Source organism: Candidatus Binataceae bacterium, from assembly GCA_035650475.1.
Classification (GTDB): Bacteria; Desulfobacterota; Binatia; order Binatales; family Binataceae; genus JAKAVN01.
This window is the reverse complement of the sequence record DASRHP010000008.1, coordinates 61321-76998: the sequence shown is the minus strand read 5'-3', so window position 1 is coordinate 76998 and position 15678 is coordinate 61321. Positions and strand designations below refer to the sequence as shown.

15 protein-coding genes are annotated in these 15678 nt (G+C 67.1%); 4 read left to right on the top strand and 11 right to left on the bottom strand.

Going from position 1 to position 15678, the window contains the following annotated elements; translation table 11 throughout:
• Positions 1–44: 44 nt before the first annotated feature.
• On the top strand, positions 45–845 hold the full coding sequence (locus VFB33_05350) for a VacJ family lipoprotein (GenBank protein ID HZO81100.1): 801 nt from the start codon (positions 45–47) through the stop codon (positions 843–845).
• 356 nt (positions 846–1201) lie between these two features.
• Here the strand turns inward: VFB33_05350 and VFB33_05345 are convergent, their stop codons facing one another.
• The 5 genes from VFB33_05345 to VFB33_05325 form a co-directional block, all read right to left on the bottom strand.
• A complete protein-coding gene (locus VFB33_05345; protein HZO81099.1) occupies positions 1202–1954 on the bottom strand; it encodes a hypothetical protein in 753 nt (250 codons plus the stop codon).
• A gap of 307 nt (positions 1955–2261) precedes the next feature.
• The gene (gene lipA, locus VFB33_05340) at positions 2262–3143 is read right to left on the bottom strand and encodes a lipoyl synthase (GenBank protein HZO81098.1); all 882 of its coding nucleotides are present in this window, start codon (positions 3141–3143) and stop codon (positions 2262–2264) included.
• Positions 3140–3847: a lipoyl(octanoyl) transferase LipB gene (gene lipB / locus VFB33_05335; GenBank protein ID HZO81097.1), complete on the bottom strand. Its 708-nt coding sequence runs from the start codon at positions 3845–3847 to the stop codon at positions 3140–3142. Before lipB ends, lipA begins: the two co-directional genes overlap by 4 nt.
• A gap of 5 nt (positions 3848–3852) precedes the next feature.
• Positions 3853–5265 (bottom strand): dihydrolipoyl dehydrogenase, encoded by a 1413-nt coding sequence (gene lpdA / locus VFB33_05330; protein HZO81096.1) that lies wholly within the window; start codon positions 5263–5265, stop codon positions 3853–3855.
• Positions 5266–5314: 49 nt separating this feature from the next.
• A complete protein-coding gene (locus VFB33_05325) occupies positions 5315–6691 on the bottom strand; it encodes a dihydrolipoamide acetyltransferase family protein (GenBank protein HZO81095.1) in 1377 nt (458 codons plus the stop codon).
• Between the two features lie 84 nt (positions 6692–6775).
• Here VFB33_05325 and VFB33_05320 point away from each other — a divergent pair, with 84 nt between their 5' ends.
• The gene (locus tag VFB33_05320; protein ID HZO81094.1) at positions 6776–7063 is read left to right on the top strand and encodes a DUF4499 domain-containing protein; all 288 of its coding nucleotides are present in this window, start codon (positions 6776–6778) and stop codon (positions 7061–7063) included.
• Positions 7064–7088: 25 nt separating this feature from the next.
• Here VFB33_05320 and VFB33_05315 read toward each other — a convergent pair whose 3' ends face one another.
• The 6 genes from VFB33_05315 to VFB33_05290 form a co-directional block, all read right to left on the bottom strand.
• Complete coding sequence (locus VFB33_05315; protein HZO81093.1) at positions 7089–8060, bottom strand: alpha-ketoacid dehydrogenase subunit beta; 972 nt, start codon at positions 8058–8060, stop codon at positions 7089–7091.
• 10 nt (positions 8061–8070) lie between these two features.
• Positions 8071–9081 carry a pyruvate dehydrogenase (acetyl-transferring) E1 component subunit alpha gene (gene pdhA, locus VFB33_05310; protein ID HZO81092.1) on the bottom strand — a complete coding sequence of 337 codons (1011 nt, stop codon included), beginning with the start codon at positions 9079–9081 and terminating at the stop codon, positions 8071–8073.
• Positions 9082–9204: 123 nt separating this feature from the next.
• Complete coding sequence (locus VFB33_05305) at positions 9205–9834, bottom strand: ribonuclease HII (GenBank protein HZO81091.1); 630 nt, start codon at positions 9832–9834, stop codon at positions 9205–9207.
• Between the two features lie 88 nt (positions 9835–9922).
• A complete protein-coding gene (maiA, locus tag VFB33_05300; protein ID HZO81090.1) occupies positions 9923–10564 on the bottom strand; it encodes a maleylacetoacetate isomerase in 642 nt (213 codons plus the stop codon).
• 13 nt (positions 10565–10577) lie between these two features.
• Positions 10578–11708, bottom strand: a complete 1131-nt coding sequence (locus tag VFB33_05295; protein HZO81089.1) for a homogentisate 1,2-dioxygenase — start codon at positions 11706–11708, stop codon at positions 10578–10580.
• 112 nt (positions 11709–11820) lie between these two features.
• Positions 11821–13689: an exonuclease domain-containing protein gene (locus tag VFB33_05290; protein HZO81088.1), complete on the bottom strand. Its 1869-nt coding sequence runs from the start codon at positions 13687–13689 to the stop codon at positions 11821–11823.
• Between the two features lie 86 nt (positions 13690–13775).
• Here VFB33_05290 and VFB33_05285 point away from each other — a divergent pair, with 86 nt between their 5' ends.
• Positions 13776–14747 (top strand): MBL fold metallo-hydrolase, encoded by a 972-nt coding sequence (locus VFB33_05285; protein ID HZO81087.1) that lies wholly within the window; start codon positions 13776–13778, stop codon positions 14745–14747.
• 144 nt (positions 14748–14891) lie between these two features.
• Positions 14892–15641 (top strand): hypothetical protein, encoded by a 750-nt coding sequence (locus VFB33_05280; protein HZO81086.1) that lies wholly within the window; start codon positions 14892–14894, stop codon positions 15639–15641.
• The last annotated feature ends 37 nt before the right edge of the window (positions 15642–15678 follow it).

Sequence of the window (15678 nt, the reverse complement as noted above, 5' to 3'; positions counted from 1 at the left end):
GAGACGAAGCGCGCCGCGCGACGGCGGGGGAGGTGAAGCTGGCCGTGAATGAACCAATAATCGGTGTCGCAGGCCACGTGCGACGGAGTTGCCGATGGACTTCGGCGATGGTGGCGTCGCTGGCAGTCGCGGCGCTGGCGGCGGCGTTTGTGCGACCGGCGCTGGCCGCCGACCAGGCACCAGTGGCTCAGCCTAAGGTGTTGCCGGGTGAAGGCGGAGGACCGTATCCGGACCCGCTGTCGCCGTTCAACGAGGCGATGTTCACCTTCAATCTCAATCTTGACGAATGGGTCGTCACGCCGGTAGCCAAGGGCTATTCGTACGTGATGCCGGAGCCGGCCCGCAAAAGCGTTGGCCGCTTTTTCGACAACGTCAGCTTCCTTCCGCGCTTCGCCAACAACCTTTTCCAGCTGCGCTTCGTGCCGGCGGGCACCGAGCTTGCCCGCTTTGGGATCAACACCACGCTGGGAGTCGTGGGATTGTTCGACGTCGCCGACGACTGGTTTGGGCTCAAGGAGCAGCCCGACGATTTTGGCCTCACGATGGGCCATTACGGGATCTATTCGGGTCCTTACATCATGCTGCCGTTCTTCGGCCCTTCGACGATTCGCGATACGGTAGGGCTGGCGGTTGACGCCACGATGAACCCGATGTACTGGCTGGTGCCGTGGTGGATCTCGATGGCCGCTAATGCGGGTTCGGAGGCGGTCACCGCGGTCAACTACCGTTCGCTGCATCCGAATCAATTCGAGGAAGCAGACCGCTACGCGGTGGATCTCTACGGCGCGGTGCAGGACGCTTACATGCAGACGCGCGCTGCGGAACTGAAGAGGATCAGTCGGTAAAAGCCATCGGCTGGGGACGCGCCTGCGCGCCACCAGCCGTTCCAAAAGCCCTTGGGCATAGCGCGGGCGGGCCATCGAGCGATGGCCCGCCCGTCGCGCTTTTGATGGCGCGGCGTCATGCGGCTGTACGCGGAACGCCGACTTCCTCGGCGTGCTGCGCCGGGCGCAGCCGCAGTGCTTGCGCGCACAATGCGCGAGGGCCGCGTCGGCCGCTCCCAAAGCGGCCGACGCGGCCCTCGCCTCCCCCACCACGGCTCCGCCCGCTGGCCGGCCGGACTCGCGTCCGGCCGGCCGTTGGACGAACCCCCCTTTTTCCAACCGACCCGGCGCCACCGCATGGCGCCGGATTTCAATCCCTAGTTGTGCGCCGCAACTCCCTCACCACCGCCACGCGCCGCGCTTCGAAACGCCTCCGACAGCTCGACGAACTGCTCCTGCAGCTCGCCGACCGACTCGAACACCTTGGCCAGCTTTTCAAGCTGGGCCTGGAACTTTCTGGCCGGCTCCAGCGAGGTCGCAAACTGCGCAAGGTTGAACTGGAACGCCTCGGCCATCTGCACCATCTGTTCGTGCAGCGCCTTCATCGGCTCGAACGTCGCCGCCATCGCGCCCAACTGCTCCTGGAACGAGCGCATCGGTTCAAACGTGCCCGACAGCTTCTCCATCTGCGCATGGAACGCACGGATCGGTTCGAAAGCACGCGCCGCCGCCTGCGCCATCTGCTCGATCGAATCGAACGATTTGGACAACTCGGCCAGGCGCTCCTGATGGATTCGCGTGGACTCAAAGACCTTCGCGACTGCATGCGCCACGTGGTAGCGCGACTTCGCGCCGGCTTTCTCCTTGTCCTCGCCGGTCACATACTGAAGCACGCCGCCGGCGACCGAAACCGGTTGGGTAGCCCCCTGCGCCTCGCGTGTCGCCGGCTGCGCCGTAGCCGATCCGAGCGCAGCCGTGGCAGAGACTGGCTCGGATGAAATTGCCCCTTCGGTGCTGCGCTTGTAGACCGTCTCAGCCGGCGCATCTGCACCTGGCATCGAGTCGAGCAGACGCTTCCTGAGCTCTTCGAGTTTGAGGTTCATCCGCCCTTCAGCCATGGCCTCAGCCACGCCGGAGACGCCTACGCAAAAGGCGTTCCGTCACAGCTAACCATTCTGGATGTTCTGTCTTTGAATGGTTAATTAGAGCGAATAAAGTGATGAGAAACTTCTAAACCGCATCAGACTAAGTGTTGGACCACCTGATATCTGCGACTGCCGTGCGGCGACCCTAGATGACAGAGCCCAGAAGCACGTCTTATAGCTAGAAGCACCCGCGCGTCTGCTCTGGAGGTCCGAATCGCTGCGTTGCGCGCGCGCAACGCGGATGCGTCGCGGCAACGGATGTCGGAGAACCGACGAAGGGGATTCGCAGTCACTAGACTGCCGCGGCGTGTTTGGCGTGCTCCCACGCATGGTAGGAGCTGCGGACCAGCGGCCCAGCCTCGACGTGCGCGAAACCCATACCCAGTGCCTCGGCCTTGAGTTCGGCGAACTCATCCGGCGGGACGTAGCGTTCGACCGGCAGATGGTCGCGCGAGGGGCGCAAATATTGCCCGAGCGTGAGGATATCGCATCCCACGGCGCGCAAATCGCGCAACACCGAGACAAGCTCCGCGCGCTCCTCGCCCAAGCCCAGCATGAGCCCGGCCTTGGTCAGCAACGGAGCGCCGCGTCCGGCGGCGGCAAACTCGCGTGCATGGGCGAGCACAGCGAGCGAACGCTCGTAATTTCCGCCCGGACGCGCCTTGCGATAGAGGCTAGGGACCGTCTCGATATTGTGATTGAAGACCTCGATGGGCGAGCGCACCACGGTTTCGACGCTTTGGTGCCTGCCCTTGAAATCCGGCACCAGTACCTCGACCCGTGCCGCCCTGCGCGTCGCCTTGATCGCGGCGGCAGTAGCAGCGAAGTGTGCTGCACCGCCGTCCGGGAGATCGTCGCGATCGACCGAAGTCACAACCACGTGGTCGAGCTCGAGTCGCGCCACGGCCTCGGCGATCCGCCGCGGCTCATCGGGATCGAGCGGGCGCACCTTGCCATGAGCGACCGCACAGTAGGGGCAGTTGCGCGTGCACACGTCGCCCATCAGCATAAAGGTGGCAGTGCGATGGGAGAAACACTCGCCGATATTCGGGCAGCACGCCTCCTGGCAAACCGTATGCAACCTGAGGCCGGCGAGCAGCGCGCGGGTGCGGAAGTATTCGGGCGAGGCCGGCGCCCGCACTTTGATCCAGTCCGGATGTCTGCGCTCGATCATTGCTGATTTCGAGCTTCGCAGCCGCCGCCCGGTCGGTCAACCAGCGCCCATAGCGCGGCCGCCTCCGTCTCGACCGTTTGCTCGTAGCTAAACGCGGCCGCGAACGACTCGCGCATCGCGGCCGCGGCCTCAACAACGCGCGTATCGCGGCCGCACTCGCGCGCAACCGACGTCATCCGGCATCCCGCGATCCCGCACGGGACGATCGCGTCAAAATATTCGAGCTGCGGACAGACGTTAAGCGCAAACCCGTGCAGCGTGATCCAGCGCCGGATACCGACGCCAATCGATCCGATCTTGCGCTCGCCCACCCATACGCCGGTCAGCCCCGGGCGCCGCGCGGCCGCAATTCCCCACCGCGAGAGCCCGTCGATCATCGCGTGCTCCAGGGCGCGCAGATAGCGATGCACGTCGCGCGCGGGGCCTTCGAGCCTGAGGATGGGATAGCCAATGAGCTGGCCCGGGCCATGATAGGTCACCTCGCCGCCGCGCGAGACGCGGATAACCGGCACGCCCGAAATCGCGCGCAGCACAAAGCCCTCGTCGGCTCCGCGGCCAAGCGTGAAGACGTGCGGATGCTCGAGCAGCAGCAGGATGTCGCCGATCCGATCGTCGCGCCGCGCCGCCACCAGCACATCCTGCAACGCCAGCGCATCGCGGTAATCAACCGTCCCCAGCCACGCGACTTCAAGCGTGCCGTGCATGCTCGTTAAAAATTGATCGCCTCGCCCTCGGCGGCGAGCGCTGCCTCCATGATCGCCTCGGAGAGCGTGGGATGCGGATGGACCGACTTGCCGATCTCGGCGGTGGTGGTCTCCAGTGTCCGCCCCAGTACGATCTCCGAGATCAGATCGGTCGCGTGATGGCCGATGATCTGGCAGCCCAGCACCTCGCTGTACTCTTTGCTCGCCACCAGCTTGACGAAGCCCTCGGCCTGGTTGACCGCGACCGCCTTGCCGATCGCACGAAACGGAATCTTGCCCACCTTGACGTCGATCCCGCGCTCGCGCGCCTGCGCCTCGGTCAACCCGACCGTCGCAACCTCCGGCTCGCAGTAAATGCATCCGGCGATCTGCATAAGGTCGAACCCGGGTTGGCGCACGCCCGCCATGATCTCGACCGCTGCGATGCCCTCGGCCGAAGCCTTATGCGCGAGCAGCGGCGGGCGCACCACGTCCCCGATCGCGTAGATGCTCGGGCAGGTGGTGCGAAAAGAGTCGTCGATTCTGATGAAGCCGCCGCGCTCAAGCTCCACGCCCACCTTCTCCAGCCCGAGGTTGGGGCTGAGCGGGCTGCGGCCGACCGCGACCAGCACCGCCTCGGCATCGATGGTCTTGGCGGTCCCGCCGGCATCCAGCGCCACGGTCCAACGGGCGCCTTTGCGCTCCATCGACTTGTATCCATGCCCGAGCATCACGGTCACACCGCGCTTGACGAACGCACGGCGCAACTCCTCGGCGACCTCGGCGTCAAACCCGGGCAGCACCTGCTTTTCCAGCTCGACCACCGTAACCTTCGTCCCGAAGGCCTGGTAGAAATAGGCGAACTCGAGCCCCACCGCGCCGGCGCCGATCACGATCAGGCTTTCCGGCAGGTGCTCGTTGATCAGCGCCTCGCGGCTGGTCATCACGCCGTCGCCGATTTTCATCCCACCGAACAGCCGCTCGCCTGAGCCGGTCGCGACCAGGATCCGCTCGGCCTCGATCGCCTCGGCGGGCGGCGGCGGCTTGCCGTCGGCCGGCGCCAGCGCCACCGTATGAGGGCCTGCGATGCTCCCGCTGGCCTCGATGAGATCGATCTTGTTCTTGCGCAGCAGGAAGCGCACACCCTTGGAGAGTTTGTCGGCGGCTGCGCGCGAGCGCTGAATCACGCGAGCGAAATCGACCCGCACCTCGCCGACCTCGATCCCGTGCTCCCGGGCAGCGGCGCGGATCGACTCGATCGTCTCGGCCGAATTGAGCAGCGCCTTGGACGGGATACAGCCCCAGTTCAGGCACACGCCACCGGGCTGGTCGCGCTCGACTACGGCGACCCGCATCTTGAGCTGGCTTGCGCGGATCGCGCCGACGTAGCCGCCCGGGCCGGAACCGATTACCGCCAAATCGTATCGTGCGTTTGCCAATTCGACCTCCGCAAGTGCGAATCCGGACGCAAGGCGCGGCGAGCGCGGTTCAGGAAACGAGCAGGCTCGCCGGATTTTCGAGAAAGCGCTTCATCTCCTGGAGGAAACGCCCGGCGACCACGCCGTCAACGATGCGATGGTCGCACGACACTGTGAGCATCATCGTATTGCCGATTACAATCTGCCCGTTGCGCACGACCGGCTTCTGCCGGATCGCGCTGACCGCGAGGATCGCCGCCTGCGGCGGCGTGATCACCGCCGCGAAGTGCTCCACCCCGAGCATCCCCATGTTGGAGATCGTAAACGTCGAGCCCGACAGCTCGTCCGAGGTGAAGCCGCCGCGGGCAGCCTTGGAGACCAGGCGATGAGCGACGCGCGCGATCTCGGCCAGCGACAGCCGCTCGCACTCCTTGATCACGGGCACGATCAACCCGTCCTCGACCGCGACTGCCACGCCGATATTGATGTTGGGATGGATCGTGATGCCGTCGTCTTCGAAGCTCGCGTTGATCCGCGGATAGCGGCCGAGCGCGAGCGCGCAGGCTTTGATCACGATGTCGTTGAAGGTGATGTTCTGCTCGAAGAGCTCGGTAGTCTCGAGCGAGTTCTTCAGCCTGACCGCCTCGTCCATGTCCACTTCGACGGTCACATAAAAGTGCGGGATCTCGCGCTTGGAGAGCGCCATCCGCTTGGCGATCGTGCGGCGCATCTTGGAGAGCTCCAGATGCGTGCCGGGCGCGCCCTCGTGCGGGGTTACCAGCCGCCGCATGCGGAAGAGCTGCTGCTCGCGCAGGAAGTTGTCCAGGTCGCGCTTGGTGATCCGTCCGTCGGGCCCGCTGCCGCGGACCTGAGAGAGATCGATGCCGGCCTCCTCGGCCGCGCGCCGCGCCAGCGGCGAGGCGCGAACCTTCTGCCCTTCGGCCTCCGGCGCGCTGGTTATATGGACCACGGGCTCGGCCGGAGCGCTGCGCCGCGCGGGCGGCATCGGGATCGCAGTCGGCGCGGCCGAAGGATGAGCGGCCAGCGCGGGATGGAACTGCGGCTCGCGCGCGGCGCCGTTTATCCTCGCTTCCTCCTCGCGCTCCTCTTCGGAGGCCGCTTGCGCACTGCGCATCTCTTCGCCGTCGTGCCCCGGCGCGGCGGCGCCCTCTTGGTCCGCCGCGCGGGCGGGTGCGCGATACTCCTCGCCGGGCTTCGACATCACCGCGATCACCGCGCCAACTGGAGCGCTCTCGCCCTCGCGCAGACGGACTTCCTGGAGCACGCCGTCCTCGAAGGACTCCATCACCATGTCAGCCTTGTCGGTCTCGACCTCGGCGATCGCTTCCCCGTGATGGACGCTGTCGCCGGGATGCTTGAGCCAGCGCAGGATTTTGCCCTCCTCCATCGTGTCGGAGAGCTTGGGCATGGTCAGTTCGATGCTCATGGCGCAACTCCCTTGCTATCTTGCTCCCGCGCCCGCGCGCGCGACAAGCAAGCGCGCGCGGCATAGCGAGGAGGACGCGCGCGAATGGAAATCATCGAAATTCCGGAGCGCGACTGGCTCAAGGTCGGATTCTACTGGATGGCGCTGGGCCTGCTGGCGACCGCGCCCGGGCTGCGCGCCACATGGGCCGGGGTAGCGGCGCGATGGCTGTTCGACATAACCGTGGTAATCCATGTGATCGAAGCGCTATGGAGCTTGGGCGCGGCGCCCCGCGCCGGGGCTGACCGCCGTACCTGGGCCATGCGCACGCTCTTCCTCGGCTACTTTGCGACTCGCCGGCTGAGCGAACTCGCCGCGCAGGCATCGCGATGAGGCGCCGCCGACCGGCCCATCGCGCTCAGGTCAGCCGCTCGGCCGCCCTGACGATCTGGTCCGGGCTCGGCAGCGCCGCATGCTCGAGTCGCTTGTTGTACGGCAGCGGGGTGTCGAGCGTCGCCACCCGTTCGACCGGCGCATCCAGGTTGTCGAAGGCGGCCTCGTAGATCTGAGCGGCGATCTCGGCGCCCGCGCCGCCCGTGCGCCATCCCTCGTACACCACGATCGCCTTGCCGGTCTTCTTGACCGACTCGACCACGGTTGGGAGATCGAGCGGGTTGAGCGTGCGCAGGTCGATGACCTCGGCGTCGATGCCCTCGTTCTCCAGCGCCTCGGCCGCCCGCAGCGCGTCGAACACGCACTTGGAATATGAGACGATCGTGACGTCCTTGCCCTCGCGCATCACGTTGGCCCGCCCGAGCGGCACGAGGTACTCACCCTCGGGAACTTCGCCCTTCACGCCGTAGAGGCTCTCGTGCTCGAGGAAGATCACCGGATCGTCCTGGCGGATCACGCTCTTGAGCAGGCCCTTGGCGTCAGCCGCGGTGGCCGGGATCACCACGCGCAGGCCGGGGCAGTGCAGGAAGTAGGCCTCCAGGCTCTGACTGTGCTGGGCGCCGAGCTGATGACCGCCGCCCTGGGGCGCACGGATCACGACCGGCACCTTGGCGTGGCCGCCGAACATGTAATGGATCTTCGCCGCGTGGTTGACGATCTGGTCCATCGCGAGCAGGCCGAAGTTGATCGTCATCAACTCGACGATCGGCTTGAGGCCGCCCATGGCGGCGCCGATTCCAGCACCCACGATCGTCAGTTCCGAGATCGGCGTGTCGCGCACGCGCTTTTCACCGAAGAGCGCGAGCAGACCATCGGTGACCTTGAAGGCGCCGCCGAAGTAGCCGACCTCCTCGCCCATAATGAAGACGCGCTCGTCGCGCGCGAGCTCCTCGCGCAGGGCCTGGTTGAGCGCCTCGCGGTAGGTTATCTGTGCCATCTCCGCCCCCTCAGCTCTGCTCGACGTAAACGTACTTGCCCAACTCGTCGAGCCCGGGCTCGGGGCTCTCGTCGGCGAAGCGCACCGCGTCGGCGATCACGTCGTCCACCTCGTGCTCGATCTTCTCCAGGCGCGGCTCCACCGCGGGGTTGTCGCCCAGCATGTGGCGGCGCAGGTTCTTGATCGGATCGCGCTCCTGCCACAGACGTTCCTCGCGCTTGGAGCGGTACTCGGCCGGGTCCGACATCGAGTGGCCCCGGTAGCGATAGGTGACGGCCTCGATCAATGACGGCCCGTCGCCTTCGCGCGCGCGCGCTACCGCCTCGGTCACCGCGGCGTACACCTCGAGCACGTCCTGGCCGTCCACACGCACGCCGGGAATCTTGTAGGACTGGGCAAAGCGGTACAGCTCCTCCTGCGCGACCGCGTTCTGCACCATCGTGCCCATTCCGTAAAAGTTGTTCTCACAGATGAAGACCACGGGCAGCTTCCAGAGCGAGGCAAGGTTGAGCGACTCGTGAAAGGCGCCCTGCGGCAGCGCGCCGTCGCCGAAAAAGCAGCACACCACCTCGGGCTCCTCCTTGTACTGACAGGAGAGCCCCAGCCCGGCCGCCAGCGGCAGCCCGCCGCCGACGATCGCGTAGCCGCCCATGAAACGCAGGTTGGCGTCGAACAGATGCATCGAGCCGCCGTGCCCGCGCGAGATGCCGGTCACCTTGCCGAACAGCTCCGCCATCACCGCGCGCGCCGATGCCCCCTTGGCCAGACAATGCCCGTGCTCGCGGTAGGTCGAGACCACGTAGTCCTTGTCGTACAACGCGTAGATCGCGCCCACCGCCACCGCTTCCTCGCCGGCGTACAGATGACAGAAGCCGGTGATCTTGCCCCGGCTGTACATCTCGGCGACCTTGTCCTCAAAGCGCCGGATAAGCACCATCCGGCGATACAGTTCGCACAGCTCGCTCTCGCCCAGGGTCAGGCGGGCGCGCTCGGCGACGTGCTTGTCACGCTCAAGAGCCATCGGTTAACGCCTCACTTGACGAGCGTTCATCGAGAACTCTAACGCAATCGCGCCGGGTTATAAATCATGTGGACGTGTGCCGGGGCGCGCTCGGTTAACAGCAGGCGCGCGGCCGCCGCTTTTTCAGATGTCGAACGCGAGCTGCGCGGCCTCGAAAACCGGCGCGAAGGAGCGGCGATGAATCGGCGAGGGACCGAGCGCGCGCAGCGCCGCGAAATGCTCGGGCGTGCAGTAGCCTTTGTGCCGCGCGAAGCCGTAACCCGGATAGCGCTCGTCGTGCTCGCACATCATCCGGTCGCGCGTCACCTTGGCGAGGATCGAGGCCGCCGCGATGCAGAAGCTCTTGCGATCGCCACCCACGATCGCGGTCTGCGGGTAGGCGAGGCTTGCGATCTCGCGCCCATCAACCAGCACGTGGGCGGGCTCGCGGCTGAGCCCGGCGAGCGCGCGGCGCGCCGCCAGCCGGGTCGCCCAGTAGATGTTGAGCTGATCGATCTCGGCCGGCTCGGCGATGCCGACCGCCCACGCCAGCGCGTCGGCCACTATTTGATCGTAAAGCTCAGCGCGCCGCTCGGGGGTAAGCTGCTTGGAGTCGTGCACGCCCTTGATGAAGACCTCGGGGGCGAAAATCGCCGCCGCCGCCACCACTGGCCCCGCCATCGGGCCTACCCCGGCCTCGTCAAGCCCCGCCACCACTTCCACGCCGCTGCGCCACAGCCTGCGCTCGTAGCGCAGGTCGGGATGCCTGGTCATCGCCCCTCCGCCACCGAATCGCCGCGCGTCGATGCGCCGATTATGAGCGCGCCGCCGCACCGGATCAAACTTCAAGCATCGACGCCGATCAGCGCGGCGCGTCGGGCTGGCGCTCGGGGCGGGCAGCATCGAACTCCTTGAGCTTCAGGCACTCCTCGTTGACCCGCCGGATCGTCGGATAAGGCGCGAGATCGAGCTTGACCCGGTTGGCGTTATAGACCTGCGGCACGAGGAAGCAATCCGCCACGGTCGGCGAATCGCCGTGGCAGAAGCGGCCCGTCAAGGGCGAGTCGGCGAGCATCTGCTCAATCGCTCCGAACGTAAGCGCGATCCAGTGACGGCTCCACTCGCCAAGTTCGTCCTCGCCGAGATGGAAGCGCTCGCCCAGATACTGCTGGACACGGCGGTTGGCGAGCGGATGGATCTCGCAGGCGACCGCGAGCGCGATCGCGCGCACGCGCGCGCGTCCGCCCGGATCGCGCGGCAGTAGCGGCGGATTCGGATAGCGCTCTTCGAGGTACTCGCAGATCGCGAGCGACTGCGGAATCACCAGCCCATTGTCTTCCAGCGTGGGGATGATCGCCTGCGGGCTGAGCTTGCGGTACTCAGCGCCCGCCGACTCGCCGCGCAGCAGGTTTACCGGCGCGTACTCCCAGGCGAGTCCCTTAAGGTTGAGCGCGATGCGCGCGCGGTACGAGGCCGAGGAACGCCAGTATCCGTAGAGTTTCACCGCTGTCCTCCTCTCATTGCGCCGGCGCCTTCCATGCATCCACGTAGGCCGGATCCTCGACCGCAGCCATTTGCTCGGCCATCTCGACCGGATCACGGGTATCGATATAGACCGCGACCTCGTCGGTCTCCGCGCGTGCGCGCCGCGCGCCGAGCGCGAAGGCCTTGGGCTGGGGGCCGTGCGGGAAGCCGCACGGATGGAGGCTCAGCATCCCGGGGCCGAAGTTGTCGCGGCTAAAGAACTGTCCGCGATGGAGGAAGATTACCTCGTCGATATCGTCGTCGTTGTGGAAAAACGGCACCTTGAGCGCGCCCGGGTCGGACTCGATCGGCCGCGGCGCGAAAGTGCCGACCACAAACCGCTCGGCGACGAAGTTGACGTGGGCCGAGGGCGGTACGTGGTAGCGCGCGCTCACCACCGGCCGCAGGTCGCGCCAGTTGAGCCGCACCGGCGCCAGGTCGCCATGCCATCCCACCGCGTCGAGCGGGTTGAACGGATAGGTCACCGTGCTCAGCCGGTCGCGCCGCTTGATCACGATCCGCCACGGCCGCTCGTCCTGCTGCGCGTGGAAGGCGTCGTCGAGGCGCGGGGTGTCGAGCACGGCGGGATCGAAGATCGCCTGGTTGCCAAGGATGCCCTTGTCGGGAAGCTGGTAGGAGTCGCCGGTCGCCTCGACCAGCAGTGCGCTCAGCGGGGCGGCCGTTTCGATCCGCCACGCGGTGCCGCGCGGCAGCACGAGGTAGTCGCCGTCGCGCAGGGTGAGATGGCCGTAATCGCAGAACAGCTCGCCGCCGCCCTCGTGGATGAACAGCAGCTCGTCGCCGTCGGCGTTGCGCACGAGGTCCTTCATGCTCGCGGCGCATCGCCACCATCGCAGTTGCAGATGCGCGTTGGCGAGCACGGGATACGCTTCCCAAGGCGACCCGCTGCGGCTCTCGAGGCGGTTGAGATTGAAGGCGCGCGGGCGCAGCGGCCCCTCCCAAGCGCTCCATCCGGTCGGCGGATGGCGATGGTACATCTGGGTGGACGGCCCGAAGAAGCCCTCGCGTCCGAGTTCGCGCTCGTAGGTCCCCTCGGGCAGGTCACAGTGCGCCTGGCGCGAGGCGACGCCCTCGATACGCGGAAAGCGGATCCAGTTGCGCATCGCTCCATCCTCCCTCTGGCGGGTTTGGGAGCGGCGGCGACCGCACCGTCGCTCCCGAGGCGGAGTATAGCGCCGTCGCGTGCGCGCGTGGAAAGCCCCGCTTGCGGCGCCTTCAGAGCGCGGCGGGAGGGAGGGCCGGGCCGTGAAGGTAGATCAGCCGGCCGTCGGACGGGTCGCGCTCGCCAAGCCATCGCGCGACGATCGCCATCGCCTCCAGCTCCTCGCGCGCAACCGGACGCACGCGGTAGCTCTCATAATTGGCGGCGACGAAGGCCGCGACCGCCTGCGCGGCGGCCTCCGAATCCAGCGGCTGCGAGAGCGCAAGGCGTCCGCTGAGCACGACGTGGGCGACGCGCGCGGCGCCGGCGCCGACCACGATCACCAGATTGTTCTCGGTGACGACGCGGCTTAGCCGCTCGGCGCGCGCGGCGAGCGTGGCCAGCGCTTCGAGGTCGCGATGCCATCGCGCGGCCTCCTCGAAGCGCATCGCGCTCGCCGCCTGTTCGCGCGCCCGCGCGACTTCGCCGAGCAGCGGCCCGCTGCGTCCGCGCAGGAACTCGATCGCGCGCCGCACGCGCGCGCCGTAGCCGTCTTCGTCGATGCTCAGATTGCAGGGCATCGCGCACTGCCCCATCTGGCCGTACACGCAAGGCGAGAAGTCGGCCTCCGGGGCGAGCTTGCCCGCGCACGTGCGCAGCCCCAGAATGCGCCCGAGCGCGCGCGCCGCGCGCTCGACGCCGGCGCGGCCGACGAACGGCCCCAGCTGCATCACGCCGCGCCGCACCGTCAGCCGCGTCGATATCACAAGGCGCGGAAAAGGATCGCTCAGGTCCAGCCTGACGAAGTAGGCCGGCGCCGCTCCCTTGAGCATCCGGTTGTATGGCGGCTTGCGTTCGCGGATGAGCCGCGCCTCGAGCAGCGCGGCGTCGAGCGCCGAGGGCGTGATGCGGGTTTCGATCGCATGGACGTGGCTGACCAGCTCGGCCGTCCTGGCGCGGGTGCCCATTGCGCCGTTGAAATACGAGCTTACCCGCTCTCTGAGCCGGCGCGCCTTTCCGATGTAGAGCAAGTCGCCGCGCTCGTTGCGCATCAGATAGACGCCGGGCGCGGCGGGCAGCGCGGCGATAACTTCGGGCGCGACGTGGCGCTCGATTCGCCGGCCGGCGGCGCCGCGCCCGTGCAGATCGAGCAGGCGGTCGAGGCGATTCACCCCGTTCTGTGCGGCGAGCTCGAGAAAAATCGCGAGCAGCTCGGCCGCCATCCGCGCGTCGCCGAGCCCGCGGTGGCGTCCAGCGGTGCTGAGCCCGTAGTGCTCGGCGAGGGCGTCGAGCCGGCGGCGGCGCAAAGACGGCGCGAAACGGCGGGCGAGGCGCAGCGTGCATAGCACCGGGTTCTTGAGCCCGATTCCGAACAGGCGGCGGAATTCGAAATCGAGAAACGCGAAGTCGAACGCGGCATTGTGCGCGACCATCACGGCGTCGCCGAGAAAGTCGCGGAACTCGCCGAGCACGCGTTCGATCGGCGGTGCCTCGGCCACCATCTCGTTGGTAATCGACGTAAGCCGCGTGACGAACGGCGAAATCGGAGCCCGCGGACGCACCAGGGTCGCGAACGACTCGGTCATTCGCAGTCCCGCCATCCGGTAGGCGCCGATCTCGATGATCGTGCCCGGGCCGGGACGCCCGCCGGTCGTCTCGAGATCGACAACGACGTAGCGCGCCTGATCGAGAGGGACCCGTAGCTGCTCGGCGCCGCGCAGCGACCACGTGTCGCTCGCCGCATCGAAAACGAAGTTGGGATCGGCGCCGAGCAGGCGATGGACTATGTGCGGGCCAAGCTCGGGGTCGGAGCCTGCGCCCCGGAAGAGCAGGCCGACGAGTTCGCCGGTATGGGCGCCGGCGGGCTGGCGCTGCAGATAGGTATAAAGCTTCTCGCGCGCACTCGCCCCCGAAAATCCAGCCCCGCCCCCGAACGCCGCCACGCTCCACCCCGCAGCTTCGTATTGTGTTTCCTTTATCAGGCCGCCGCCGTAAAGCATATGCTGGCCGCGGGAGACGATATTTTCGAATGACGTGGCGCAGGGTGGCGGCTATCTCGCTCGTGGCGGCTGCATTCGCGGTCGGCGCCGGGCTCATCAGGTCGACGGCTTCGGACGGGGCTCCAGCCTCCCGTGGCGCGGCCGCAGCGGCGTCCGCGGGCCGGCTCGACCCGGCGCGATGGTCGGACGAGCGGCTGACGATCGCCAACCTCGGCCATTCGGCGCTCCTGATGGACTGGTTCGGCGTGCGCGCGATAAGCGACCCGACGCTGTTCAACCGGGTCGGGCTCTCGGTCGCCGGCCTTCTGACGATCGGGCCGCGCCGCCACATCCCGCCGCCGCTTTCGCCCGCCGAGCTTCAGAACGTCGACGTCATCCTGGTAACCCACGCGCACATGGACCATCTCGACCTCCCCTCGCTGCGCGCGCTGCCGAAGAGCGCGGAAGTGATCGCGTGCGCGGGATGCGGCGATCTGATCCGTCCGCTCGGCTTCGGCAACGTCCGCGAGCTTCGATGGGGCGAGCGCGCGGAGGTCAAAGGGCTTCGAATCGAGGCGATAGGCGCGCGCCATTGGGGCGTGCGATGGCCGCCGTTCGGCCGCGCCTACGGCTATAACAGCTACTTGCTCGAGCGCGACGGCGTGCGGATGCTCCTCGCGTGTGACAGCGCGTACACGCCGATGTTCGCCACGCTGCACTCCGACCCGCCCGACATCGCGGCCTTCTCGATCGCAGCCTACGACCCGTGGATCCGCAACCACGCCAACCCCGAGCAGGTGTGGGAGATGTTCCAGCAAAGCGGAGCGCGCTACCTCATCCCATTGCACTGGGGAACGTTTCGGCTGTCCAAGGAACCGATGGACGAACCTATGCGCAGGCTGCTCGCGGCCGCCAAAGCGCAGGCCGACCGCGTCGTGATCCGCCGCATCGGCGTCGCCTGGACGCTGCCGCGGGCAGTCGAACGAGAGGGCTGGACGGCTCGTCTAGCCATGCCAGAATAAGTTATATAGTGTTGTAGAGCGTGATAACCGACTGGTGCCTGCGGTCACATGGATGCGGAAGGAGGCGGCGCAATGGCCGATTCGCTACCGCAAACGATACACACACAGTGGCGGCCGCTATCGGGAGCGTCGAAAGCGCTTCACGTGCCCGTCCTCGCCCTGCTTGTGACGCTGGGATGTCTCGCGCTTTGCCTGCGGCCCGCGTTCGCCCAGGACGACGACTGGACGCAGGTGCCGTCGGAATCGGAACCGCCGCACCCGGGCGAGCACGCTCCCGCTTCGCCGCCGTCGCATCGGGGGGCAACGATGGTCTGCGGAGAGCTTGCGCGACCGGCGGGTCCGCCCTACACAACCATCGTTTCGCAGATCGATCAGCTCTGGGGCATCAACACCCCGGTGTACGAATCGGTGAGAGTCGCCTCGCCCCACGCCAATGATGAAGGCTGCATCTTCTACAATCGCATCTTCATGGCGATCTTCCTGCGGGGCGAGACGGACCGGCACGGCCGCCCCGATGCGATTCCGATGATATACGCCGCGATGGCGCACGAAGTTGGCCATGTCGCGCACGGCGACTTCTCGTCCGCGCGCGAGAAGGTATCCAGCGTGAGCAAAGAGCTCGACGCCGACCGTTTCGCGGGCTACACGCTCTCGCGCCTGGGCGTCCCGCGCGACAACATCGTTCCCTACTACAGCCTGGGCGGCGACGAATTCAGCGGCATCCACGACCACGGCTTTTCCAGCCAGCGCGTGGCGGCGTTCGACAAGGGATGGCAGCTCGCCGAATGGAACCGGCCGGAGAACGGCGACCTGGGAATCAAGGGCGCCGAGCCGGAACTCGGCTCGAAAGATGACAGCCCGGGCCTCGACACCGGCGCGACCGCCCAGCCGTAGCCGGCGTCCTCGCCGCCAACGCTCGAAACGGCCGCCC